At 42.8% G+C, this 26212-nt stretch carries 22 protein-coding genes and 1 tRNA gene; 13 read left to right on the forward strand and 10 right to left on the reverse strand.

Annotated features, from left to right (window positions below; all coding sequences use genetic code 11):
* Positions 1 to 85 precede the first annotated feature (85 nt).
* The 4 genes from eno to PSBA01_RS08555 all read left to right on the forward strand — a co-directional run bounded on the left by eno (position 86) and on the right by PSBA01_RS08555 (position 3705).
* Positions 86 to 1402 carry a phosphopyruvate hydratase gene (eno, locus tag PSBA01_RS08540; RefSeq protein WP_058024089.1) on the forward strand — a complete coding sequence of 439 codons (1317 nt, stop codon included), beginning with the start codon at positions 86 to 88 and terminating at the stop codon, positions 1400 to 1402.
* 161 nt (positions 1403 to 1563) lie between these two features.
* Entirely contained in the window at positions 1564 to 1872 is a 309-nt protein-coding gene (locus PSBA01_RS08545; RefSeq protein WP_093071244.1) for a septum formation initiator family protein, read from the forward strand.
* Between the two features lie 130 nt (positions 1873 to 2002).
* Positions 2003 to 2737 carry a 2-C-methyl-D-erythritol 4-phosphate cytidylyltransferase gene (ispD, locus tag PSBA01_RS08550; RefSeq protein ID WP_093071333.1) on the forward strand — a complete coding sequence of 245 codons (735 nt, stop codon included), beginning with the start codon at positions 2003 to 2005 and terminating at the stop codon, positions 2735 to 2737.
* A gap of 359 nt (positions 2738 to 3096) precedes the next feature.
* A complete protein-coding gene (locus PSBA01_RS08555; RefSeq protein ID WP_093071331.1) occupies positions 3097 to 3705 on the forward strand; it encodes a BLUF domain-containing protein in 609 nt (202 codons plus the stop codon).
* 270 nt (positions 3706 to 3975) lie between these two features.
* On the opposite strand, the gene PSBA01_RS08560 is transcribed toward PSBA01_RS08555, so the two are convergent.
* The 3 genes from PSBA01_RS08560 to pyrC all read right to left on the reverse strand — a co-directional run bounded on the left by PSBA01_RS08560 (position 3976) and on the right by pyrC (position 6597).
* Positions 3976 to 4051: transfer RNA gene (locus PSBA01_RS08560), tRNA-Glu, on the reverse strand.
* Between the two features lie 531 nt (positions 4052 to 4582).
* Positions 4583 to 5362 carry a ribonuclease T gene (gene rnt, locus PSBA01_RS08565; protein WP_223333204.1) on the reverse strand — a complete coding sequence of 260 codons (780 nt, stop codon included), beginning with the start codon at positions 5360 to 5362 and terminating at the stop codon, positions 4583 to 4585.
* Between the two features lie 164 nt (positions 5363 to 5526).
* Complete coding sequence (gene pyrC, locus PSBA01_RS08570) at positions 5527 to 6597, reverse strand: dihydroorotase (RefSeq protein ID WP_093071330.1); 1071 nt, start codon at positions 6595 to 6597, stop codon at positions 5527 to 5529.
* A gap of 293 nt (positions 6598 to 6890) precedes the next feature.
* Here pyrC and PSBA01_RS08575 point away from each other — a divergent pair, with 293 nt between their 5' ends.
* A complete protein-coding gene (locus tag PSBA01_RS08575) occupies positions 6891 to 8129 on the forward strand; it encodes an argininosuccinate synthase (protein ID WP_093071329.1) in 1239 nt (412 codons plus the stop codon).
* A 145-nt stretch (positions 8130 to 8274) separates the two neighbouring features.
* Here the strand turns inward: PSBA01_RS08575 and PSBA01_RS08580 are convergent, their stop codons facing one another.
* Positions 8275 to 9552: a hypothetical protein gene (locus tag PSBA01_RS08580; RefSeq protein ID WP_093071328.1), complete on the reverse strand. Its 1278-nt coding sequence runs from the start codon at positions 9550 to 9552 to the stop codon at positions 8275 to 8277.
* 141 nt (positions 9553 to 9693) lie between these two features.
* Between PSBA01_RS08580 and PSBA01_RS08585 the strand changes: the two genes are divergently transcribed.
* Positions 9694 to 10209: a L,D-transpeptidase gene (locus PSBA01_RS08585; protein ID WP_093071327.1), complete on the forward strand. Its 516-nt coding sequence runs from the start codon at positions 9694 to 9696 to the stop codon at positions 10207 to 10209.
* Positions 10210 to 10444: 235 nt separating this feature from the next.
* Here the strand turns inward: PSBA01_RS08585 and PSBA01_RS08590 are convergent, their stop codons facing one another.
* A complete protein-coding gene (locus PSBA01_RS08590) occupies positions 10445 to 12031 on the reverse strand; it encodes a CYTH and CHAD domain-containing protein (RefSeq protein ID WP_093071326.1) in 1587 nt (528 codons plus the stop codon).
* Between the two features lie 154 nt (positions 12032 to 12185).
* Positions 12186 to 13772, reverse strand: coding sequence for an isocitrate lyase (locus PSBA01_RS08595; RefSeq protein WP_071002119.1), 1587 nt, complete (start codon positions 13770 to 13772; stop codon positions 12186 to 12188).
* A 653-nt stretch (positions 13773 to 14425) separates the two neighbouring features.
* Between PSBA01_RS08595 and PSBA01_RS08600 the strand changes: the two genes are divergently transcribed.
* Both PSBA01_RS08600 and PSBA01_RS08605 read left to right on the forward strand, forming a co-directional pair.
* Positions 14426 to 15415, forward strand: a complete 990-nt coding sequence (locus PSBA01_RS08600; RefSeq protein WP_071002118.1) for a LysR family transcriptional regulator — start codon at positions 14426 to 14428, stop codon at positions 15413 to 15415.
* Between the two features lie 386 nt (positions 15416 to 15801).
* A complete protein-coding gene (locus tag PSBA01_RS08605) occupies positions 15802 to 17181 on the forward strand; it encodes an NAD-dependent succinate-semialdehyde dehydrogenase (RefSeq protein ID WP_186473912.1) in 1380 nt (459 codons plus the stop codon).
* Between the two features lie 271 nt (positions 17182 to 17452).
* Here the strand turns inward: PSBA01_RS08605 and purN are convergent, their stop codons facing one another.
* Together purN and purM are read right to left on the reverse strand one after the other, a co-directional pair.
* The gene (gene purN / locus PSBA01_RS08610; RefSeq protein WP_186473914.1) at positions 17453 to 18136 is read right to left on the reverse strand and encodes a phosphoribosylglycinamide formyltransferase; all 684 of its coding nucleotides are present in this window, start codon (positions 18134 to 18136) and stop codon (positions 17453 to 17455) included.
* The gene (gene purM / locus PSBA01_RS08615) at positions 18136 to 19185 is read right to left on the reverse strand and encodes a phosphoribosylformylglycinamidine cyclo-ligase (RefSeq protein ID WP_186473916.1); all 1050 of its coding nucleotides are present in this window, start codon (positions 19183 to 19185) and stop codon (positions 18136 to 18138) included. The genes purN and purM overlap by 1 nt, the downstream gene beginning before the upstream one ends.
* A gap of 323 nt (positions 19186 to 19508) precedes the next feature.
* On the opposite strand from purM, the gene PSBA01_RS08620 reads away from it, so the two are divergent.
* The 3 genes from PSBA01_RS08620 (at position 19509) to PSBA01_RS08630 (ending at position 22509) form a co-directional block, all read left to right on the forward strand.
* Positions 19509 to 20615, forward strand: coding sequence for an AI-2E family transporter (locus PSBA01_RS08620; RefSeq protein ID WP_093071322.1), 1107 nt, complete (start codon positions 19509 to 19511; stop codon positions 20613 to 20615).
* A gap of 316 nt (positions 20616 to 20931) precedes the next feature.
* Complete coding sequence (hda, locus tag PSBA01_RS08625; protein ID WP_186473918.1) at positions 20932 to 21735, forward strand: DnaA regulatory inactivator Hda; 804 nt, start codon at positions 20932 to 20934, stop codon at positions 21733 to 21735.
* A 72-nt stretch (positions 21736 to 21807) separates the two neighbouring features.
* Positions 21808 to 22509 (forward strand): DUF2057 family protein, encoded by a 702-nt coding sequence (locus PSBA01_RS08630; RefSeq protein ID WP_071002112.1) that lies wholly within the window; start codon positions 21808 to 21810, stop codon positions 22507 to 22509.
* Positions 22510 to 22628: 119 nt separating this feature from the next.
* Here the strand turns inward: PSBA01_RS08630 and PSBA01_RS08635 are convergent, their stop codons facing one another.
* Both PSBA01_RS08635 and PSBA01_RS08640 read right to left on the reverse strand, forming a co-directional pair.
* The gene (locus PSBA01_RS08635; protein ID WP_186473920.1) at positions 22629 to 23114 is read right to left on the reverse strand and encodes a Dps family protein; all 486 of its coding nucleotides are present in this window, start codon (positions 23112 to 23114) and stop codon (positions 22629 to 22631) included.
* A gap of 256 nt (positions 23115 to 23370) precedes the next feature.
* A complete protein-coding gene (locus PSBA01_RS08640; protein WP_058025884.1) occupies positions 23371 to 24030 on the reverse strand; it encodes a YcxB family protein in 660 nt (219 codons plus the stop codon).
* A 486-nt stretch (positions 24031 to 24516) separates the two neighbouring features.
* Between PSBA01_RS08640 and serS the strand changes: the two genes are divergently transcribed.
* Both serS and PSBA01_RS08650 read left to right on the forward strand, forming a co-directional pair.
* The gene (gene serS, locus PSBA01_RS08645; RefSeq protein WP_186473922.1) at positions 24517 to 25803 is read left to right on the forward strand and encodes a serine--tRNA ligase; all 1287 of its coding nucleotides are present in this window, start codon (positions 24517 to 24519) and stop codon (positions 25801 to 25803) included.
* Between the two features lie 13 nt (positions 25804 to 25816).
* Positions 25817 to 26197, forward strand: a complete 381-nt coding sequence (locus tag PSBA01_RS08650) for a hypothetical protein (protein ID WP_075106776.1) — start codon at positions 25817 to 25819, stop codon at positions 26195 to 26197.
* The last annotated feature ends 15 nt before the right edge of the window (positions 26198 to 26212 follow it).

Raw genomic sequence — 26212 nt, forward strand, 5'->3', positions numbered from 1 at the left:
TGATATTTTTCTTTATCTTTTTTGTATGCTAGCTGCCGTTATTTATCTCACAAACTTGGCATGACCAAAGGAATTAACAGACATTATGTACGCTGAAGAAACCAACAACGTCACCGCAATTAAAGACATTCGCGCTCGTGAAATTTTAGACTCGCGCGGCAACCCAACTATCGAAGCTGATGTGATCTTAGCTGATGGCACTGTCGGCCGTGCTGCGGCGCCAAGTGGCGCATCCACAGGCTCACGTGAAGCGCTTGAGTTACGTGATGGCGACAAATCTCGCTATATGGGTAAAGGCGTTAAAAAAGCCGTTTCCAACGTCAACAGTCAGATTCGCAGTGCTTTGATTGATAAAGATGTGACTGAACAGCAGGGTATTGATGATGCCATGATTGCGCTAGACGGCACAGAAAACAAAGAGAGCCTTGGTGCGAATGCCATGCTAGCGGTGTCACTTGCGACGGCCAAAGCGGCTGCCAAGTCACAGAATCTGCCATTGCATCAGTATATTGCTAACTTGCGTAATCAGACGTCATTGACCATGCCTGTGCCAATGATGAACATCCTAAATGGTGGCGAGCACGCGGACAATACCGTTGATATTCAAGAGTTTATGATTGAGCCAGTTGGCTTTACCAGCTTTTCAGAAGCGCTGCGTGCTGGTACAGAGATTTTCCACAGCTTAAAGTCTGTATTGAAATCACAAGGCTTAAATACCGCTGTTGGTGATGAAGGTGGTTTTGCACCAAATCTACGTAGCAACGAAGAAGCCATCACGGTTATTATGCAGGCGATCGAACAAGTCGGCTACAAAGCGGGTGAAGACATTCATCTTGCGCTAGACTGTGCGGCTAGTGAATTTTACAAGAACGGTCAATACGTCTTGGCAGGCGAAGGTAATAAGGCCTTTGATAGCCAAGGGTTCTCAGACTATCTCGTTGGGCTCACGCGTCAGTATCCTATTATCTCTATCGAAGACGGTCTTGATGAGTCAGATTGGGATGGTTGGAAGTATCTGACCGAGCAGATTGGTGATAAAGTCCAGTTGGTCGGTGATGATCTATTTGTGACCAATCCTACAATCTTGCAAGAAGGCATTGATAAGCATATTGCCAATGCCATTTTGATTAAGTTCAACCAAATCGGTACATTGTCAGAGACGCTAGATGCGATTTATATGGCGAAGAAAAATGGCTATGCCACGATTATCTCACATCGTTCAGGTGAGACTGAGGACAGCACCATTGCGGATTTAGCAGTTGGTACCGCTGCCGGTCAGATCAAAACAGGCTCACTATGCCGCTCAGACCGTGTTGCTAAGTACAACCAATTGCTACGTATCGAGCAGCAAGTACGTGCAAGCTACCGTGGCCGTGAAGAGTTTATCGGTCTACGTGGTTAACAGACTGACTTGGCTTTTTAACGTGTAATATGCGTCAAAAAGTCTAAGCTCAAAAGCCGAACTTATCATTGAATCTAGGCGATATATAATCATTTGTGTATCGCCTAATTATCTTAAAACTCTTATATCATTCTTTCTATGTTGTTTGGCGTTGTCATCTTATGAAATATTTTAGCCAATTTATACTACTTGCTCTAGCCGTTGCAGTGCTTTTGGGATTGCAATATCAGTATTGGCTGGGGGAAAATGGCCATTTTGAACATAGCAAGTTGACGGCTCAAATTGAAGAGCAACAACGCTTAAATGATAACCAAGTGGCAGCAAACAATCTATTACGTACCGATGTGCAAGATCTAAAAACTGGACTTGAGGCGGTAGAAGAGCACGCTCGCTTAGATTTGGGCTTAATCAAACCAAATGAAACTTTTGTCCAAGTATCAACTGCACCAACGACGCATAGTAGCTATTAAGCTATAGCTATCGATCTGTATGATGTGATATCAAGCATTATCATTTATTATAAAGCCATCCGTCATTCTTATCATTTTCACTATCTCTCTTTAAATATATCGTCATGGGTTCAACCATCGGTATCACACTATGAATAAAACTCCTAATATACATGCCATGATTGTCGCAGCTGGTCGCGGCAGCCGTTTTGGTGCATCCATTGCCAAACAGTACACAATGCTACAAGAGCAGACGTTGTTGCAGCACAGCGTGGCTAGGCTTGGTCATAGCGATTATATTAATAAATGCCTATTGGTCGTAGCAGCAGACGACAGCACAGCGCAGGAGCTAGAGTTTGAGCTTCCTATATATTACGCAGTTGGTGGGGCCGAGCGTTGGCAATCAGTGCAGGCAGGGGTAGAGGCCATCAGTGAGTCAGGCGCCGATGATTCGGATTTAGTACTCATTCATGATGCGGCACGTCCCGCTGTACCGAGTGTAGATGTCGATCGAGTTATTAAAGCGGCGATGAGGGAGCCTTATGGTGCTATTTTAGCGACACCGGTGGCCGATACGTTGAAGACCTCCCATCAGAAAATCACACCTACTGAGAAAGATAGACTCATTCCTTATGCGAAATGCACTATTGACCGTAGCAACATATGGCAAGCCCAAACCCCGCAAGTTTTTCGTTTAGGTCAGCTAAAACGCGTCCTACGCTATGTGTCTGAACATCAGCTTAGCATCACAGACGAAGCCAGTGCTTTTGAGCACTTAGCGCTACCTATACGTTTGGTGCCGGGTAGTCGACAAAACATCAAGCTTACGTATCCTGATGATGCCATATTACTGGCAGCAATTCTTGATATCCAATTCTCACATTAATCAAATCTATAGATTTGCTTCGTATTTATATCAGATAGCTCAAGGTAATGACTGTCAATATCGCATCAATTTCACGGCAAGTTTTAGATTCAATAAAAGTTAAAATATATTAATTTAATATATAATATATATTTAAAACATGTTTTTTGTATATAAGCAAGACTATCAATTAATAAAAGGTTGCTTTGATGACCAATCTAACCTATGATGTAACTAACTTAATACAATTAATATAAAAAAACTTATAAAATCAATAATATATCAGATCGATTCATTACGCTTAGTTATGTTGTCTCTATATTTTCTGAAGTTAGCATGATTGTTTTAGCGACATTTACCTGATAATAGGGAGAAGCTGATTGTCAACAATCAACGATTCAACAAATCCAGTAACGACAGATCTCTGCCAGCTTGTATATATAAGCCGGATTACCTCTACTGGTCTTTCAAGTCCTAGCACGCTTAATGATATCTCAGAGACCTCGGTCGAACGCAATCAAATAGATAATATCACGGGTATTCTTTGCTATGGCAATGGCTACTTTTTGCAGTGTGTCGAAGGCTCAGAGCAGGCACTAACCAACCTAAAAAATCGTTTGTTGATAGATGATCGACATAAAGAATTGAAGGTTTTAGATTTTTCTGAGATTACCAAACGTCGTTTTGCCAGTTGGTCATTACGTTCAATTACCCTTGAGCGTTGGATGACTAAAGAGCCTGAGCTTAAAAAGTTAATGCCATTTAAGCCGTATGAGTGGGATTCTAATGAGTGGCAGAAGTTCTTAGACATATTGCAGGGCTACTATGAAGAGCAAACGAGAACAGGTAACGTTGATACGCCTCCTGTCAAATACAGTACGCTAGGCGTGACGTTGAGTAAGGTCGTTGGTCAACACCAAGCATTCTTTTTAATTCAGACGGTACTCGGCTTGATGATAGCTGCCACATTGCTATGGCTAATGCTGTAATCAATAAATAATATAGTTATAGGCGTTAATTCTCTTATGATTTTAAGTATGTTCATACGATTGCTCATCGAGCTAAATACTAATTATATCTAGTTGAGCAGACAAACAAGAAAAAGCCAGCATTGAATCAATGCTGGCTTTTTCTATTTAAACAACTAGCTTGGATATTAAGAGCAGACATAAAAACCCCCACTCATAACATATTATGAGTGGGGGTTTCGGTGGTACCATTGTTAGTCTTATTGAGTGCTAACAAGTGACGCCAAATAGTGGCGTCCCCAGGGGGATTCGAACCCCCGTTACCGCCGTGAAAGGGCGGTGTCCTAGGCCTCTAGACGATGGGGACTAGTAACAACACTTCAACTGTTTTCACCATTTATGCTGAAGTGGTGCGTATTTTAGTAGCGTCTGCGTTTCCTGTCAAGCCTTTTTCTACGTCTTTTTAAAATTAAATATCTTTTTTTAATTGCACGGCGAGGATGGAGATCATTGCGCTTTAAATGATACCGAATCCATAGGGAAGTACAAACACTAATAGTTAAAGCGAGCAACATATAGCCTAGGATGGTTCCCCATAACTTAAGTTGTGGATCCATAATAAAGTCCCTCCTATTAGGCCTCGATAGTATTCGCTAACAAGGCAGAGTGAGCAACTTGAACTATCTATAGGATATAACTGCATCGCTTAAGCGCGACATTCATCTTAAGTAGTCATATTAGCCGTCCAAAAATATGACATTTATTATTATACAAAATAATTCCATCTGCTTATCGTGATATCAATCATATCCCTATTGATTATCAAATCAAGATGTCAAAGTCATCAAATATTACAAATAGCACTATTATTTATGATTGGCAATATATGATATGTGACTTATTCACTATCGTTATCAGCTGATGCTTCTGTAGCTTCTTCATTGTGCATCGCATTAGCGAGCATAGGATAATTATTGAGTATGTGACAGAACAGCTCGGCTGTCTTTTGAGTGTCATACAGTGCTGAGTGAGCATTTTTACCATCAAACTCGAGTCCTGCTGCCTTACATGCCCGTGCTAGTACAGTTTGTCCAAATGCCAGTGCAGACAAAGTCACGGTATCAAACACTGAAAAATTGTGAAAAGGATTGTGATTTTTACTATTGGTACGTAGCACAGCTGCATTTAGAAATGCCAAATCGAAATGCGCGTTGTGTCCAATCAGAACACATTGACGGCACTCTTCTTCGCGGCGTACTTCTTTTAAGCCTTTGAAGATACGGCGAAGGGCCGTTTTTTCATCTTCAGCAATGGCTTTGCGCATTGGGTTGTTAGGATCGATGCCAGTAAAGGCAAGGGCACTGGGCTCTAAATTTGCCCCTTCAAATGGTTCAATATGCGCATTGAATGCCTCACCTGGGTAAAATACGCCATGTTCATCAAGTAGTACAGGGATACAGGCGATTTCTAATAGCGCATCAGTCTGAGAGTTAAAACCCGCTGTCTCGACATCGACGACGACAGGCAAAAACTTACGAAATCGGTCTTTTAGACTCAAGGGTGTTTGCTCATCGTCGCCCTTGTCTTCAGTAGCAGCACTTGGAATTACGTTCAGGTCGTCATCCGTGGAATTTGAGACATCTGCGTCAGGCAAGGTTGCTGTATTTTGATTGGTCATATCAAGTTCAATCACTTTTATCAGTCGTGCTGGTATATGGAATTGCACATCATTATTTCATAACATCGATAACGCCTTTGCACTAATGAGGTTTAGTACAAAGGTATCATTGGCATTATAGAAAAAATAATAGGTTGCTTTGTTAGTGCTAGGCTGTGTGGCTACTAAATCTTAAGCGACCAAGGTAACGTTTCACCTGCCATGAGCGGCGTTAATGATGCACCATCAAAGTAAGGGTAGTCGTTTGGTACTTGCATAGGCGTGTTGACAAGTGTAATGGTACTCTCGTTTAGAGGTAGACCGTAGAACTGCGCGCCAAAGCGACTGGCAAATCCTTCTAGCTTATCTATTTTGCCAACGCTATCAAACGCAGTGGCATATAACGGCAGGGCAGTTGCTGAACTATAGCAACCAGCACAGCCGCAAGCGGCTTCTTTCTTGTCGGTAGCATGTGGCGCAGAGTCGGTACCCAAGAAGAATTTTGGATTACCACTCGTGGCCACATCCAACAGGACTTTTTGATGGCTTTCACGCTTCAAGATAGGTAAGCAATAAAAGTGCGGTTTGATACCACCAACTAATAGATGGTTGCGATTAAACATTAAATGCTGCGGCGTAATAGTAGCAGCAACATGGTTGCCTTGAGCCAATACAAAATCTGCTGCATCGCTGGTCGTTATATGCTCTACCACGATTTTTAATGTTGGAAATTTGACGATGATTTGCGCCAACACTTCATCTAAAAAGCGTTTTTCGCGATCAAAGATATCTATATGGTCTTGCGTCACTTCACCATGTATCAATAGTGGTAAATTGTGCTTTTCTAGTGCTTCAAATACATCGACACAGGCATTGATATTGGTCACACCATCGGCAGAGTTGGTGGTCGCTCCAGCAGGATAAAGTTTGACCGCTTGTACGATGCCTGACTGTGCGGCCAATTCGATATCTTGAGCAGTGGTATTGTCCGTTAAGTACAGAGTCATACGTGGATCAAAGGCTGATTTTCGCTCAAGACTTAAATCGCTTGCTGCCAAAGTTTCCATGATACGCGCGCGATAGGCCTGCGCATCATGTGCATTTTTGACTGGCGGCACCAGGTTTGGCATACAGATCACACGGTTAAAGCTACCTGCTGCGTGCGGCACAGTGGTGCTCAAAGCCTGATAGTCGCGCAAGTGAATATGCCAATCATCTGGCTGAAGGATGGTTAATTCTCTAATCGAATCAGTCATAGTGTCAAAGCGCTCTATATCGTCAAATAAAGGAAAAAAAGAGGATAATACTGTGCGACTATCATAACAGATTTGCCCAGTTGACTAAATATAAGGCGAAATATCTGTACATAATTCATTGAGTACTATTTAACCCTTTTTAAGATTTAAGCCAAAAGCACACGCCTTATGGCAGTTAGACTTTTGCCTATAGTAAATATGATGTACACTGAGCAGGTAATTTCTTTTTAACTTGCTTACGATTTGATCTTAGCGCGTTTACTAAAACTAAATTCTCATAACAGGAGTTTTTCATGGCTCAACTTGATCCAAAAAATATTAATAAAATCGTATTGGCATACTCAGGTGGTCTTGATACCTCAATCATCGCTAAATGGCTGCAAGAAACCTATGATGCGGAAGTGATCACCTTTACCGCTGATATCGGTCAAGGCGAAGAAGTTGAGCCAGCAAGAGCCAAAGCTCAAGCAATGGGTATCAAGCACATCCATATCGAAGATTTGCGTGAAGAGTTTGCCCGTGATTACGTATTCCCGATGTTCCGTGCCAATGCCATTTATGAAGGTGAGTATTTACTCGGTACGTCTATCGCTCGTCCACTAATCGCAAAGCGTTTGGTTGAGATTGCTAAAGAACACAATGCCGATGCCATCAGTCATGGCGCAACTGGTAAAGGGAATGACCAAGTTCGTTTTGAGCTAGGTGCTGTCGCTTTGTCACCAGACGTGGTAACGATTGCTCCTTGGCGTGAGTGGGATTTATCAAGCCGTGAAAGCTTAATGCAATATGCCAAAGAGCATGACATCGCTATTGATTATGCAGGCAATAAGAAAAAATCTCCTTATTCAATGGATGCCAACTTGTTACATATCTCTTATGAAGGTGGTGTTCTAGAAGAGCCGTACACTGAAGCAGAAGAAGACATGTGGCGCTGGTCTGTCAGCCCAGAAGACGCGCCTGATGAAGCGCAATATCTAGAACTAGAATACAAGAAAGGCGATATCGTTGCTATCGATGGCGAAGCCCTAAAGCCTTATGAAGTCATGATTAAGCTGAATGAAATCGGCGGTAAACATGGTATCGGCCGTTTAGATATCGTTGAAAACCGTTATGTTGGCATGAAGTCACGTGGTTGCTACGAGACGCCAGCTGGCACAATTATGCTAAAAGCCCATCGCGGTATCGAGTCACTAACGCTTGATCGTGAAGCTGCCCACCTAAAAGATGAGCTCATGCCACGCTATGCAAAAACCATCTACAATGGCTATTGGTTCAGCCCTGAGCGTATGATGCTACAGGCATTGATTGACAAATCACAAGAATACGTCAACGGTACGGTACGTGTAAAATTATACAAAGGTGCTGTGAGCGTCGTCGGTCGCAAGTCAGATGATTCGTTATTTGACGAAAAAATTGCAACTTTCGAAGATGATGCAGGTGCTTACGATCAAAAAGACGCAGAAGGTTTTATCCGTCTAAATGGTCTGCGTTTGGCTATCGAAGCTAGCCGTGGTCGCGATTTGTCTAAATAAGCGTTTCGATTATACATAGTTAATTAACTATTTAGCTCAACAGCAATAAAAAAGAGGCCTATATAAATAGCGCCTCTTTTTTTATGGCTGATGCGTTTCTATCAAGACTCTGTTTTGAACATTAGTTTATTAAAAGCAGATGTCTTTATTGAGCTTGTGCTGTCTCTGCCGTATCAGACTCTTTATCGTCCACTCTCACAATAGCGACATCTTGTTGCTGCCGCTCATCAGTGATATCTTGTGCTAATATTTCTTCGGTGGCGAGCACGACGCCATCAGACTTTTGCGATTGATATTTGAGCGTAGCGAGCGCCCCCAGTACACCGATGACAAGTATAATAATAAGAATGACAGGGTTTTTCCAAAGCGGTGTGGAAGCGTCATATTCTATCGGCTTGTCGCTCGTTGTCGCTGGCGTGTTGTCATTATTGCCACCGATCAATCCTAAGCTTACTAAAGGCGGCTTTGGTGGATTGGCAGGTTCAGAGTTAATGCGCAGCCGGTTTCTGCTGAGATAGATATCAGAGATTTTCGCCAGCTGTAATAACCAGCGCTGATGTGGCAAAGCAATAGCATGCATCTCTTCAAATACTAGCATGTCGTTGTGACGACCCTGCGGCAAGTTCTCCGGTGAGCGTCCAATAGCTTTTAGGTAATTACCCGTTGCCAATTGCATGTCTTGTACAGGCTCATGGTTTTTAGGCTCGAACCCTGTCAACTCGTACCAGTGGCTATCAAAAGGTGGCGGGGTGCTTGATAGCTGCTCAGCGTGTAATAGTTTGAGTTCTACACTCTGCGCATGATTTTCCAAAGACTTTTTGTTTTCTACAGACTCTGTCAGTGTGGCCGGCTCGCTGTTAGCACGCTCTGACTCAAGAGTAGGCACTGCTTGCGTTTGTACATTGTTAAAGCGTGCTGCGGACAAAAACTGTGGCTGTAGGGCAAACCATTTATTCATCTCGTCACTATCGAGTTGACTGTATTCTGTCAAGATGGCCAGTTCTCGAAGGACAATCACGCATAAAGAGGTGAGTAAGATTTGAACTTGCTGCGTTTTTGCTTGAATATCTTCAGCAATATGATCACTGATTTTTATCACACGGGCGCTGTTATTAAAAACGGCATCTGCTGCATCGTTTCGGTGATATAACGTCGCCTTAAGAGTCGCAAAATTCATGGAGTTATATTGTCGTAACTCTTTGACAGCAGCACGTCCAAATAGTCTTTTACTGAGTGCTTGTTCTTGATGTTGCTGCTGATAGGCAAGAAGCGCGCTCACAATAGCTTGTAGACTGGCATCCATTGCCAGCCTCGCTTGTGGCAATGAGAGCTGTGCGGCATCAGCCAAAAGTGGCAGCATAGGCTTGGTATCATGATATAAAAAATCATACATCGACACACGTGTCGGTGAAATAGTCGTCATAATCTGCTAGCATCAAAAAGTGTGCCTCTATATTATGGTGCCAAAAGCATTGACACAATCCCTTGATAATAGAAATTTTGAATCAGTTTTACTAATTACCTTAACAGTTATCTTATGGATGATTGATAGCGGGAAGCATTTATGACGAATAATGAAACTTTTAATAAACATCTAGTGATTAATATTGCTAAGCAGACATTAACAATGCATAAGCAGCAAGCTGAGGTCACTGAATATACCGTCTCTACGGCAAAAAATGGCATCGGTAGTCAGCAAGATAGTGGTTGCACGCCACTTGGTCAGCATATCATTGCAAAAAAAATAGGCGGCAGTGAGCCTATGAATGCTGTGTTTGTGGGCCGTGTGCCGACTGGCGAGGTGTATGATGCCACTCTTAGCACGTTACATCCCAAGCGTGATTGGATACTGAGCCGTATTCTTTGGTTGAGCGGTTTGGAAGAAGGCTCGAATAAAGGTAGCAACAGTCAAGGCGGCTGTGATACTTATGAGCGCTACATCTATATCCACGGCACACCAGATACTGAGCCGATGGGTATACCGCTTTCACATGGCTGTATACGTATGCGTAATACAGATATCGTGGAATTATTTGAGCAAGTCGAAGAGGGTATGCCGGTAATGATCGTTGCAGATTAACTAAGATTAATTGTGCTTATTATTTCTACATTTCTATAGCATATTTACTTATCGGTATTTGAGCCAAAAAATCCGATGACGGCTAAGGGTGGTAGTGAATATAAATATTGAACGATAAGATCGAAGCGAAGAATAAAATGGTTTATCTATAAAAAAGGACAGCTTCATTGATAAAAGCTGTCCTTTTTACTAAGCAATGTATCTTTATCGAGGTATCTTTACCGAGTAATACGTTTTACCAAAATGTTGAGCTGTCTTTAAATTTAGCCAAACGCGTTTCGATATAAATTGGGTCATCGGTGAGCATGGCAGCAAACCAACCTGCACCATATAGAGCATTGGTATCTTTCGCTGATTTTAGGGCATAGAACTGTTGATATTGATTGTCATCATTGCGTTGCTCTAGCGCTATGTGCGCTTTTATCAGACGCTTTAACCAACGCTTGGTTTTCTTCTTGGCTTTTTTCTTACTTAACAAAGGCGCAGAGAACTCACTTATATAGCGTAACGCTTTTAAGTGATCGCATAGTAGCGCTTCGTCTTGATTATCCTCAGAGATATCCATATCAACATTTACATCATCGCTCCCAAGCTCGGTACTGCTTACTTCATCAGTTTCTTTATCTGCTTTGAGGCACTTGTTATATTGTTTCGATAGAATTTTTGCTAGCTTGTCGAGAGCAAGTTTATCCGTTTGAGGCTCAATACTAGGGTCACTCATGGTAAAGGCAATCAGCTCTAGCAAGGTGAGCTGAAAGTCATTGGCTCGGAGTGTATTGATCGGTGTGATTTTTATGTTCTCGATATCTGTCGTCCAATCAACAGCAGGGGCTCCGAGTGCCTGTAGCTCAGGCTCGATATAGGTATTGATATGAGTGAGTTGGTAATAATTGTCCAGCAACGACGAGGTTTGCTTTAGTATCGGTAGCCAGTCAGGATTGATCTCGTCAGAAAAGCTATCAAATGCTGTTAACGCAGCCTGCAAGCGCTCAAGACCAATGCTTACCTGCAAAACATGCTCGTCATCAATGCTTCCAGCGACGATAGCACTGCTATTTGGCAGTATCTGTAATAGACAGTTATGTACGGCTGCTCGTATAAAGGCGGGCATGCTACTGTCTTTGTTCAAATCTAGTTGGCTTAGGTCAGCGCCAACTGCTGGACTGTGGTTCTGTCCGTTGATGAGCAAGCCACCGTTCTCAGCTTTGGTCACGGTAGATAGACACAGCTTGTAACGTTTGCACCATGTTTTGGCTGTCGTAAACAAAAAATCTAAATCTCCTGACACCAACTCGAACTCTATCTCCTGAATGGTTTTTCGCTGAGAGTCATCAGTACCATGGACAACTTCTCCATGATCGTAAGCCATCTCGATACAACTATTTGTTTCGTCACTACTATCTTCTATCAGTAAGCGCGTGGTGCGCTCGACGTTGGTGACATACAGTCGTGTTAGGTTTTGTGCTAACTTTTTGAGTTTAAAATTAGTCAGCGCAGAGGCGACAGGAGTTTCTGCATATATCGTCAAATCAGGCATCAGCCCATTATTATGAAGCATTTCCTGCACTTGCTTGTCATCTAACACAGCGTTGTGCTCCAAACGAGCGGCAATGCCATCGCCACCAGCTTTGATGGTTTGTACCCAAGTATCGCCTTCTTTGCGAATACGCAGACCGATGCCTGCCTGTGCAAGCTGCTGATCAGGGGTGTCGTAATAGTGTGCAGCCAGTTGCGTCACTTGGGAAGATTTAACTTTTACTTGCCGCATTAAACCTTTTAGACGTGACTCTGGTACCAAAAACTTCAGCTCTATCTCTTGCATATTGGCTCCTAATAATTCTGACTGATGGCTTTGATTGACGGTTTTGCTTGATAATTATTAGTCTACCACTCTCTGATTATTTAAACCGCAATAAAAAACCGCCCTACATGATATAGGGCGGTTTTTTAAATACGTACTGCTAGTCTAGGGTTTATTAGAACTGGTTCATCGTGTTCTTGCCACCACCAGCTTTTAGTGCGTTATCACCTGAGAAGATTTCTTTGTGGTCATCGCCAAGGTCAGAACCAGCCATTGCTTGGTGCTTAACACAAGAGATGCCTTCGCGGATTTCTTTACGTTGTACGCCAGCTGCATAAGCAAGCATGCCTTCTTCACCGAAGTAACCTTTAGCAAGTTCATGAACGCTAAGAGCAGTCGTGTGGTAAGTCGGTAGCGTGATTAGATGATGGAATACACCAGCTTCACGTGACGCATCACGTTGGAAGTTCTTAGCGGCAACGTCAGCTGCTGCATCAAGTTCAGTACCGTCGTAGTCAGCACTCATCAAGTCATCTTTATTGTATGCAGAGATGTCTTTACCTTCTTCTTCCCATTTCGCGATGACTTGCTTACGGAAGTTAAGCGTCCAGTTGAATGATGGGCTGTTGTTGTATACAAGCTTGGCTTTAGGCTGTTGCTCTTTGATACGGTCAACCATTGATTTGATGTGCGCAACATCTGGCGTTGGCGTCTCAATCCATAGTAAGTCAGCACCGTTTTCAAGAGCCGTTACACAGTCAAGTACAACGCGGTCGATGTTGGTGTCTTCGCGAAATTGGTACAGACCGTTTGCTAGGCGTACTGGGCGTACCAATTTGCCATCACGTTTGAGCAGCATGTCATTTTCTTTTGCTTCGTCGATTTCAATCTCTTCAACTTCAAGGAAATCGATGTACTTAGAAGCAAGATCACCTGGTTCGTTTGATACTGGGATTTTTTGCGTCAACGATGCGCCTTCAGAGTCAGTACGAGCAACGATAACACCGTCTTCGACACCAAGCTCTAAGAATGCATAGCGGATGGCGTTTAGTTTGGCGATAAAGTCTTCGTGCGGTACAGTCACTTTACCCGCTTGGTGACCACACTGCTTCACATCAGATACTTGGTTTTCGATCTGAATGGCACAAGCACCAGCTTCGATCATTTGCTTAGTCAATAGGTAAGTCGCTTCTTCGTTACCGAAACCTGCATCGATATCAGCGATGATTGGCACAACATGTGAATCAAAGTTTTCGATTTTTTCTAGGATAGCTGAGGTGTCTTGACCCGCTTCTTCAGCAGCATTTAGCTCACGGAAGTAGTCGTTCAATACTTTAGCGTCAGCTTGACGCAAAAACGTGTAGATTTCTTCGATTAGCTTAGGTACTGATGTTTTTTCGTGCATAGATTGGTCAGGTAATGGACCAAACTCAGAGCGTAACGCCGCTACCATCCAACCTGAAAGATAAATATAAGTTTTAGAGGTCGTACCGAAGTACTTTTTCTTAGCATACATGGTTTGCTGTGCCACAAAACCATGCCATGCACCTAGAGACTGTGTATACTGAGACGTATCATTGTCATAATCTTCCATGTCTTGACGCATGATTTTTGCAGTATACTTTGCGATATCCAAGCCCGTTTTAAAACGGTTTTGTGACATCATACGTGCGGCATCAGTCTCGCTAATGTTCTGCCAGTTGCCGTGCTTTTGCTTTAATTCACGTACTAGGTCGATCGCTGATTTATATGCAGTTGACATCTATAGTCTCCTTGGTAGGGTGTAAAAAATAATAAATTGAGCGTTAAAGTAATAATTTGCGTTATCAATAAATTTGGTAGTGATGCTATCAATACCTCGTAAAGGTCTTCTTTACCCTAAACAAACCTGTGCATGAATACAAGAAGATTGCTGAACTCAGCAGTTGACAAATAATTACTGATGTATAGTGTTGATTCAGCCTGTCCATGTCTATCAAAGGTGTTTGAGCATTTAATAAACAGCGTTGTCATAATTAGCAACAAGAGATGTTACAATTATACTGACACTTGGTAGTGTTTCACTGTCGAGATAAACCGTTACTATGCTATTTAACTATGTTGTTTTTTGGACGATAACCCGTTCGTAAAACTCAGGTTTGTGGTCTGTACCGCAAATCCTTTATGGAACTCACTATAACTGCCTTACCAAGATTTATCTAATTTATGATACTTATCTTTAGTATTTTTATAGGTTATAATGTAGTTATAACAGTATCTTATGGTGATGAAATTGAGTTATGCTGAGTATCTTTTGCGGTAAAACCAATAAAAATTCGCAAAATTATGCGGTCCTAGATCGAAAATCACCATTTCAGTACTGATAACACCAAGCATGCCGTGGTGCTTATCTTTTAAAAGCTAAGAGAAATACATATGAATTTGCAGCGGGTTGATTTAAATTTATTAGTCCATCTAGATGTGTTGCTACGAGAAAAAAACGTCACTCGCGCAGCTGAGCAGCTTGGTATCACCCAGCCTGCTATGAGCAATATCTTGCGCCGTTTGCGTAAGTTGTTTAATGATCCATTGCTGGTGCGCTCCTCTGAAGGGATGACACCGACTGAGCGCGCCCTTGAGTTGCAGCCACGCATCCGTGAGATACTTGCAGATTTGACTCAAGTACTAGAGCCGCGTACCGAATTCCGTCCTTATAGTACCTCTCGTGTTTTTCGAATCATGACATCAGATTATGCCGAAGCGACTTTGGTACCGAGGCTAGTGAAGGCACTACGTTCGGAAGCACCCAACGTCATTTTGGATTTTTTGACACCCTCAGATGTCTCTTATCGCGATATGGAGCAGGGGCGTGTTGATTTGGCGATTAATCGTTTTAATGAGATACCACAGAGCTTTCATCAGGTATTGGTATGGCGTGATACGTTTAGTTGCTTGCTATCGTCTGAAAGTCCTTATGCCAACCGCTTTAATCTGAAAAACTACCTTAAAGCGCAACATGTTTGGGTATCTAAAACAGGGATGGGCGTGGGATTTGGGGTTAATCCAGAAAAATCAGGTGGCCTAGGATCTATTGATCAGGCATTGCAACGTTTGGGCCAAAAACGCCAAATTAGTGTCTTCACTCGTCATTATCAGATGCCAGCCATGCTTGCCGCAAATAAAGACTTGATAGCGACATTGCCAACCCGTGTGGCTCGTATGCAGGCTAATAACGACAGTATTATCATGGAAGAGCCGCCGTTTTTTATTCCTGAGTTTGAGCTGACCATGGCATGGTCACCATTGCTACAGCACCATCCTGCTCACCGTTGGTTGCGTCAATTAATCATGCATGTGGCACGGCAAGTAGTGGCTGAGGAAGAAAATCCACCACAAGAAATACCTGTGATTAATCACTTGTTTTAATAAGAGTTTTTATAAAGTAGTAAGTATCTTATAGTAAGTAATCAACTCACTTTGAATATTATTGTTTAACCTATATTTGGTATATTCAACGAGCCAAACCAGCCACTAGGCTGGTTTTCTTGTTTAGTATCGCTATGTAGTCTTGTTCAATATTTAGCTATTCTTAATAAGACGGTTACACTGTTAACATCTTCAACACACTTCACAATATATTGTAAAACTCTTCGCCAAATACCTTGTTATGATAAGCACAGATAGAAACAAACTTATCGATTCATTTATTGAGTTATCCTATCGACGTAACACCAAACAATTAGACGTAACACCAAACAATTAAAAGTGACAATAATACTGAATATATAAAATCAAATAATAAGGACATCTACATGTCAGATATTACTACTGTTAACCCAGCAACGGGCGAAGACATTAAAAATTATGATTACATGAGCAATGACGAAGTTAACAAGATTGTCGACGCGTCACATAATGCATTTTTAGAATGGCGTACTGTGAGCCATGAAGAACGTGGACGTGTCATCAAGACCATCGGTGACAAACTGATGGAGTATAAGGAGGAGCTATCTAAGCTTATGACCGAAGAGCGCGGTAAGCTATATGGTCAAAGTCAGCAAGAAGTAGATCTCTGTAAAGCAATTTGTGATTACACTGCTGAAAATGGTGTCGCTGCGCTTGCAGATGATGAGCGAGATATCGAAAGCATGAAAAAAGGTATCGTGACTTATCAACCAATCGGCGTCATCTATGGTATGCAACCTTGGAACTTCCCAGCGTATCAAGTATTCCGTTATGCCATTGCTAACTTGATGGCAGGTAACAGCGTTCTGCTTAAACATGCAGCAAACGTCACAGGTTCTGGCTTATTGATCGAAAAAATATTCCATGAGTCTGAACTGCCAAATGATTTGTTCCGTACGATTTTGATTGATCATGACCAATCAGAAAAATTGATTGAAAATGACAAAGTACGTGGCGTAACGCTCACAGGTAGTGATACTGCTGGTCGTATCGTTGGTCAACAAGCGGCCAAAGCAATCAAAAAATCAGTACTAGAGCTCGGTTCAAATGACGCCTTTATCGTACTAGAAGACGCCGATATAGAAACCGCTGTAGAGACCTGTACCCAAGCCCGTTTAGTCAATAACGGTGAAACTTGCGTAGCAGCAAAACGCTTTATCGTGGTCGATAGCGTGTATGACGAATTCCGCAAGCGTATCGTAGAAAAATTTGAAGGTACAAAATCTGGCGACCCAATGGATGACAGCTCAGATATCGGTCCATTAGCGCGTGCAGACTTGCGAGATCAGTTGCATGAGCAAGTAGAACAAAGCGTAGCAAAAGGTGCAACGATTGCTGTTGGCGGTAAAGTACCAGAAGGTAAAGGCAGTTTCTATCCAGCAACTATCTTAGAAAATGTCGAGAAAGGTCAACCTGCCTACGACGACGAATTGTTTGGCCCAGTGGCGTCATTGATTCGCGCCAAAGATGACGACGATGCCATGCGCATTGCAAATGACAGTCGTTACGGCCTAGGCGGCGCTATCTTCTCAAAAGATGAAGAAAAAGCCATTCGTTTAGCCAGTGAGCAATTCGATACTGGTATGGTCTATATCAATGGTTACGGTCTTGCCAATCCTGCACTGCCATTTGGTGGTGTGAAGAACTCAGGCTATGGTCGCGAGCACGGCGGCTTTGGTATCAAAGAGTTTGTCAACATTAAAGCAGTACACGTATTTGGAAAATAATAGTGAATAACACGTAAAACTGTTAAAGACTAAAAAGAAAAACCCAGCTACTTAATAGCTGGGTTTTTTTGTGTGGTTGAAAATAGGGCGTGTCCCTATTTTAAAAATGGTGATAAAAATGAGATAAATCACAGGCAAACAAGGAAAATAACGCAGGTAATATCAAGATATTGACCAGCTATTTGACACCGTTTGCCAAAGATTTAGCCATTTTTAGCCCATTTAGTCATAAACACTTGAATTAGGGACACGCCCTAATATCTTAAAACAACTAAGCGTCAATCAATAGACGTAAGGGCAGGGCAGGCAAGATGCTAGAGGCTTGCTCACTTGGCGTTAATGACACGCCGCCAATAGCAATTTGTAATATCGTCCACGGCAATAAGTGATGCTCCAGCACTTGTACGCGCTTTTGCAAACTATCAGGCGTGTCGGTATGACGAATAGGCAAAACCGCTTGGCTTAACACTTGTCCTGCATCCAGCTCGGCGGTGACCACATGGATACTACAGCCGTGCTCACGCTCACCTGAGCAGAGTACACGGGTATGCGTGTCTAGCCCTTTATAAGCGGGAAGTAGCGATGGGTGCAGGTTAATCATCGGTGCAGGCGCGTTATCAATAAAGTCTGCACTCAATACCCGCATAAAGCCTGCCAAAACGACCAAGTCAGGCTGCCACACTTCAAGCTGTGCGGTGGCGTGCTTTTCAAAGGTTTTGATGCCCATGCGCTTGCCGCTCTCTACGTGCGAGAGTACGGCGACCTCGATGCCCGCGTCTTTGGCGCGGGTGATGGCATAGGCGTCTTCACGGTTGCTAATAACGCCGATAATCTCAATCGGTAGTGCTTTTTGCTGCACTGCATTGATTAAAACTTGTAAATTACTGCCACTGCCTGATACCAAAACCGCAATGCGTAATGGTTTGACAGGTTGGTTTGTCTTATCAAATGACATTAACGGTATACCACGGCATCGGCTTCACGTTTGACCATTTCGCCAAGTTGCCAAGCGTTTTCACCAGCGTCAGTCAACGTCTTGATCGTTGCTTCAGCTTTGTCTTTAGGAACGACGATGACAAAACCAACGCCGCAGTTAAAGGTGCGGTACATCTCACTTTGCTCAATATTGCCTTGGGTCTGTAACCAAGTGAATAACTCTGAGAACTGCCAGCTGCTGGTATCGATGCTAGCCGCTAGGTCATCAGGGAGCACTCGTGGCAAGTTGTCAGTGAGACCGCCACCTGTGATGTGTGACATGGCATGAAGCGCTGAGCTGCCAAGGGTATCCTGCAATGCCTTGATTGCTTTGACATAGATACGAGTAGGGGCCATCAAGGCATCTTGAATAGGTTGACCATCTAGTTGCTCATCGCTAGTAGCCACGTCAACACCGCTAACTTCGATGACTTTACGCACGAGCGAGTAGCCGTTTGAGTGCGCGCCACTCGAAGCCAGTGCAATCAGAACATCGCCTTCTGCAACATTGTCGCCAGTCACGACCTCGCTTTCTTCAACCACGCCCACGCAGAATCCAGCGAGGTCATAATCGTCGTCTTGATACATACCTGGCATTTCAGCAGTTTCACCGCCGATAAGCGCGCAGTTGGCAAGTTTACAACCATCGCCGATACCAGTGACCACAGTCGCAGCTACATCAACATCAAGCTTGCCGGTTGCGTAATAGTCCAAGAAGAATAACGGCTGAGCCCCGCATACGAGTAGATCGTTTACGCACATAGCGACTAGATCAATACCAATCGTATCGTGACGATCAAGCTGTAGTGCCAGCTTAAGTTTAGTCCCGACACCGTCGGTACCTGAGACGAGTAGTGGTGAAGTGTAGCCAGTAGGGATACGGCAGAGGGCGCCAAAACCACCAAGCCCGCCAACTACTTCAGGACGGGTAGTGGCTTTTGCCACGGACTTGATACGTTGGACTAACGCATCACCTGCATCGATATCAACGCCGGCGTCTTTGTAGCTTAAAGAAGGCTTGTCACTCATAGTCATCTCACAGTTGGGGATAGATAATTGGAATTAAAAAGTAAGGGAGTCAATCACGCTACAATCAGCGAGATAAAGTTTAAAGGCAAAGTTTAAAGATAGTGCGCGCATTATACCCAAAAACTGACCGCACTCGCAAAGCAACTTACCGATATTTGGCTAAGTTTTGCATTAAGTGGCAAATAAGCGATTAAGAAACAAAAAATGACTGATTTTTTGTTGTACTCTGCGATAATAAAACACTAAATTTACGACTCCTGACGGCTCAAGTACCGCAATTTTTGTCACTATCTCAAATCAGCCCACGTATAGGATTACTTATCATGATAAACCAACCAATCGACCCTTTTTTCAGACGTTTATTTATCGTTGTCGTTTTGGTTGTGGCGCTATTCCTTCTCTACCTGATGATACCAGTCATTGTGCCGTTTATATTTGCTTTTATGCTGGCTTACTTGTTCAATCCTTTGGTAAAGCGATTGTCAAAACATCTCAAACGTTGGATCGCAATTATTATTGTGTACTCTACCATTACTGTAGGGATGGCGCTGTTGCTCTGGTGGTTGGTACCGACATTGTGGCATCAGCTGCAAGCCGCTTGGGAGTATCTACCTAAGATATCTAGCTGGTATAATCAAGTGGTACGAGAGTGGTTCAACAGTAATACTCGTTTTCAATTGCCTGTCTTAGAGTCGAAGGATTTTTCTGAGACGCTGGTTGAGTATATGCAAACGAATTATAAGTTTGCTGATGCCAGTACCATGATGAGCCAAGTACTGACTTCAAGTATGAACTTTATTAACAGTGCAGGACTGATCGTGTTGGTGCCAATTTTAACGTTTTATTTTTTGTTCAATTGGGATCAGCGTTTACAGACGTGGAAGATGGCGATACCAGGAGCATACTGCAAACAAGTCATTGGCATCGCCAAAGAGTGCGATCAGGCTTTAATGGCGTTTATTAAAGGCCAGCTGCTGGTGATGGTGCTACTGGGTGCTATTTATGCAATACAGCTGCAGCTTATTGGTCTAGAGCTTGGACTTATCATCGGTATGGTAGCGGGTATTGCAAGCTTTGTACCTTACTTGGGTTTTGGCATTGGATTTGTGGCCGCTATCATCGCTTGCTTGTTTCAGTTTGGGTTGGATTGGACCTATTTGTTATTGGTCGTTGGGGCGTTTTTGGTCGGGCAAGCTGCAGAAGGTTATATTCTGCAGCCGCTACTATTAGGTGATAAAATTGGTTTATCACCATTATGGGTTATCTTTGCGGTATTAGCAGGCGCCAGTCTATTGGGTTTTGTGGGTATGTTAATTGCGCTACCAGTCTCTGCTGTCTTGAATGTATTGTTCCGCCACCTATATGCGTATTATCGCACGACAGATTTTTATAAAGGTCGTAAGCAATTGCTACTGTTTGAGAAGAAGTAAATATTTTATTATTGAATATAGTGAGCGGATAGCGTACAAATGGGAAGAAAAAAGCAAATGGTTGATCAGGCTTAGTAGGTAAAAGACTTGTCAGTCATTTTGCAAATATGTTATATATAGTCGCAGTGTTGATCGTATCAGCCGTTGCTATATTTTTTATCAAGATTAGCCTAATTAGGGCAATTCATCCATCATAAAAAAGCTATATATCCACTGCACATATTTTTATCAGGTAGTATGGATAGTACTGAATAGCAATTTATTCCTTTTTCTACTGCACTTTTATATTGCACTACGCAACACGAGTTGATGATTCATGGCAGAAGCACAGCTAAGTCTCAATCTGGACATTAAGCATGATGCAAGTCTCAGCGACTTTGCCGGTCCCGGTTGGATGTCTATTATTGATGCAGTGCGGCAATTACATGTCGGCCTGATCGGTCAGTTATACCTGTTTGGTAGCCCTGCGACGGGTAAGTCTCACTTGCTCTCCGCTATTTGTGAGTCATTTATTGAAATGGAAAAATCAGCTATTTGCTTGTCACTCAATGAATTGATCCATACCGACGTCCATGTATTATCTTCTTTAGAAAACTTTGATCTGATTGCTATCGATGATTTAGAAGTGCTTGAGCAAAGTAGTCAGTGGCAAGAAGCGCTGTTTCATCTGATCAACCGTAGCCGCGAAGGTCAGCGCCAGCTTTTATTTGCAGCCAATAAGCCGGCTGGCGACTTACCGTTTCAATTGAGAGATTTATTAACGCGCCTAGCACAAGCACCAGCCTTTAAAGTGCCTACTGGTCATGACTTAGCAGACCGTCAAGCACTGCTTCAGTCCATTTTGCGTCGGCGCGGCTGGCAGTTTGATGATCGAATTATTAATCATTTATTGACTGAAGGGCCACATCGTATCGGTGCCATGATGGAAGTGCTCAATTATATACAGCCAATGTTTTCTAACCTTGGCCGCAGTAATATATCAAAAGCGGTGATCAGTGACGCGCTGCGTACCATTGATGAGCAAACGCTTGCAGCAGAGCTGGCTGATATAGCTCAAGAGACGCAAGTAGACAATGTGACGACGGATCAAGACCAACATACGATGCCACTTGATTTTTAACCGTTAAAATATCAATAGCCGTCAAGATACAAATTTTTGTCCCACATGTTCTTACTACTAATGGAATAATTTATGAAATCGAATGCTTCTTTGCTAAAAAAATTGACGATTGGACTGTTGTTTGTGGGTGCGACCTCAGTCTCTGTGATGTCACAAGCCGCTGTGACGCTATTGGTTGATGACCATATCAAAGTGACTGCCATCAATGGACAAGAAGTTCAGCAAAGTCTATTTCAACCACTAACTAAAAAGTTTACCCTTGAGCCAGGTCAACACGCTATCACTGCTAAGTATGACCGCTTATATAACTTGCAGCGTGATGAGCATGATTACCTGCGTTCAGGTAACGTCAGCGTGACGGCGGAATTGGCAGATAACCAAACGTATCGTTTGACGATGCCGAACCAGCCAGAAGATTACGAAGCCGCTAAAGATTATGCTAAGCAGCCAACACTCGCTATTCAGCAGAACAATACAGTTATCGCAAGTCAACAGGGTATGGCTGGTAATCAAGGTGGACTGCTTTCAGGACTTGGTAAGGCGCTAGGTGGTGTGTTTGGTGGGGCGGGCGATGCAGAATTACAAAACCAACGTGCGATAGCAGCATTAGATCAACCAGCAGCAATGCCAAACAATACTAATGTTGGTACGACCAATATCAAGCAAACCACGAGTGTGAATACCTCTACCAATACCTTAGATTCATTTATGCAGATTTGGCTACAAGCAACACCTGCTGAGCGTGAAAAGATGCGTCAATGGATTCAACAGTAAATCAATCTGTTACAGATCGCTGAGCATAAAAAAGCACCCAGCTGGGTGCTTTTTTATGGTTCTAAGTTTTACTGTTATTTGGATTTATTTAAGCTAAGTGTGATCAGCTTAGTAAAGTATTAACCCAAAAAGGCATTGTACATCCATACCAGCTTTTCTTGCTCTTGTACGTATTCATCAACCAGATCAGCGGTACCCTGATCGTCGCTTTCTGCTGCTAATGACGATACTTGACGCTGCTCGGCAATGAGCGCTTGTAAACCAGTTACTACGCCTTTTACACAAGTTGTGCCATCTTTAACGTTTTTGTCTTCGCTAATGCTCGTGTGCTGCGTAAAATCACTATAAGCATGAAGTGGTGTACCACCGAGAGTCAAGATACGCTCAGCGATCTCATCAATCTGTAACTGCAGCGCTGTGTATAATTCCTCAAACTTTGGATGCAAAGTAAAAAAGTGCTCACCTTTTACATTCCAATGATATCCACGTACGTTTAAGTAAAACACATGATACGTTGATAACAGGTTGTTTAATTGAGCGATGACTTCGCTCATGTCAGCTTTTTCTAGACCGATCTGGTTAGTAGCGTTATTGGTATTACTCATAATATTGTCCTTATAGTGTGAGTGTTGTTATATAAAATTGAAGAAAGACGAGTAGTAGTTAATTAGCATAAAAATAAAAATATCTTAACTTTTATTAATATCTATATAAGCTCTAGCTCTTCCCTTGATGCTTATAATAATAGCAAACTATCATTAGTAAGTTAAATATAATAAATTCACTCTTACGATTGGTTTTATAAAACTATAATTGAGTCTCTCTATCGTTTTTCTAAACGATAGAGAGAGCTGATAACCGTTATGCTGGCGGCTGCAAGTTTTCAGGATTTAAGCCTTTGACCGGAACCACTTCTTGTAGATGTTGACGTACCGTATCGATAGGGAATTTTTGCGCTTGCAAACGTTTAGGGAGGATTTGGCTACCTTGCTGGCCTTTCATCTCAAACATCATAAAGATATAGTCGTCAGTCTCGTCCCAGCTCTTGATAGCAGTCCACGGAATAACCGCTTGCTGGGTCGCACCTGCACGCATTTGCATACCGCGCATTTGCGAGTTTTTCATCATCTCAGGCTGGTTGCTTGGCATTGCCATGACCAGACCATGTTTTTGTACACCTAGCTTCATTTGACGCATTTCATCTGGCATCTCTTGATCAGCAATTTGTTTTTCAAACTCTCTTTTTACATACCATCTAAAGCCTAAAGTACGCGCCAATAGATAAATCACCACACCAACGAGCATCAACCAAAAAATGATGGTTGAGTAGCCTGTTACAAAGATCAGTCCTGCAATAGCGAGTACCACAACCACAGCCATAATGATCCATTCTTTGGTCTTAAAGCTTGACAGACCAAAAGAGGGGCTGGCACTGGCAAACAGTTCATATTGGGCTTGAAGGAATTCAGCTTCAGTTAGGTTTAAGGCGACAGGTTGGAGCGTGTAAGGATACAGGGCCATAAAGGTTTCTCAGATGCTTATGTTAAAAGTGTTGGGTTTACATCGCCAAAGCCAAGTCATGATGTACTACTTGGCTGTAGGTAAATAAAGGTATGCGCTTATCTTACCGAAAAGTACTCTTAAATGAAACATATAAGCGGATCTGTTCACTGATAGCGGCGATATTAATGGCTTTAATAAAGGTAGATGATCCTTATTAAAGTAAGTTGAACATATAGGATATGCATTTCGGGTAAGTATGACTGGCTATGAATAATGAAAGTAGTAGCTCAAAATCACGCTAAAAGCGCTCAAAAAAGCTCAAAGCATGGTCAAATCTGCTGGGTCTTGGTATGATAGCGGCACCCATATAATTTGATAAAAAATATGGCAGCATGGCAAGGTAGTTATTGAGTTATGAAGCTTTGCAATAAGTATAAGCTGACCAATAATTATACTAATAATGTTTAAACTTCTTATTCACTCTTAGTGTTACAGGCAACGATTATGATTGATCCAAAACTCTTACGCGGCGATTTAAGCGATTTACAGCAACAACTGGCCACTCGTGGCTATACGCTTGATATGGAGTTTTGGCAGTCGATTGAGTCCGAGCGCAAGTCTCTACAAGTCAAAACCGAGGAGTTGCAATCGCGTCGTAACGCTGGGGCTAAGCAAGTCGGCGCTCTAAAAAAATCAGGCGAAGATGCCAGTGAGCTATTGGCTGAGATGCAAAGTGTCAGCGGTAAGATCAAAGCTGCTGAAGACGAGCTACGTACTCTGCAAGAGCGCATCACTCAAGCGGCGCTACAGATCCCAAATATTCCAGCAGCAGATGTACCAGTAGGTACGTCAGAAGACGATAACGTAGAAGTGCGTAAGTGGGGCACGCCGCGTACGTTTGATTTTGAGATTCAAGATCATACTCATATCGGTGAGACCCTTGGTATGCTGGATTTTGAGGCCGCGACCAAATTGACTGGCAGCCGTTTTAACGTGCTTAAAGGGCAATTGGCGCAACTGCATCGCGCACTGATTCAATTTATGCTCAACACCCATACGATGAAATATGGTTATCTTGAGACCTATGTGCCTTATATCGTTAATAGCGATAGCTTAAAAGGGACGGGTCAGTTGCCTAAGTTTGAAGAGGATTTGTTTAAGCTAAGCAATCACACGAATAACGATGAGATGGATTTTTATCTCATTCCAACCGCTGAAGTGCCAATGACTAATTTGGTACGCGGCGAGCGTTTGGATATCAAAGAGCTACCGCTAAAATTCACCGCACATACGCCATGTTTCCGTAGTGAAGCAGGTTCGCACGGGCGTGATACTCGCGGATTGATTCGTCAGCATCAGTTTGAAAAAGTGGAAATGGTTAATGTTGGCACCAGCGATCAGTCTGATGACTTGCTAGAGGCGATGACAGGGCAGGCCGAATATATCTTGCAGCAGCTTGAGTTGCCATACCGTACAGTACAACTATGTACGGGTGATATGGGTTTTGCCGCACAAAAGACCTATGACATTGAAGTATGGCTACCAAGCCAAGACACTTATCGTGAAATCTCTAGCTGCTCTAACTGTGGTGACTTCCAAGCGCGCCGTATGGGTACACGTGTCAAAGATGGCAAGCAAACCAGCCTTGCGCATACCCTAAACGGTTCAGGTCTAGCAGTTGGTCGTACGCTGCTCGCCGTCATGGAAAATCATCAAAATGCGGATGGCAGCATTACGATTCCAGAAGTATTGCGTCCGTTTATGGGCAGTGCTGAGCGCATTGAAATCTGAGAGTAATGACATCATGAATACTTTGTCTATAGTTGATGAACTAAATTACTCACAATTTCTCATCTATGGTCAAAGTACAGGCGACGATTTGTTAGGCTTTGAAATAGATGCCAATGTATCTTTCTGTTGTATGGAAAATAATGTTGGCTGCGATTTTCTTGATCAAGAACGCCATGATGATACGAATTGCATGCTTACGTTACGCTGCAAATTTGCAAATAACGTAAGCTATCAGCAAGTGGCAGATTATTTAGAGAAGCAATGGCTTCAACATGTCTGCTATCGAGAGTTTGAGAAGCATCATATTGAGGTCGTTAACGACCAATTGATTTTTTATTATGTGACCCGATCAAGTCGTGGACTAGGAGTAACAGGGAAAATTGTTGCTACTTAGTTTATAATGAGCCAC

Source organism: Psychrobacter sp. KCTC 72983, assembly GCF_014280455.1.
GTDB lineage: Bacteria > Pseudomonadota > Gammaproteobacteria > Pseudomonadales > Moraxellaceae > Psychrobacter > Psychrobacter pacificensis.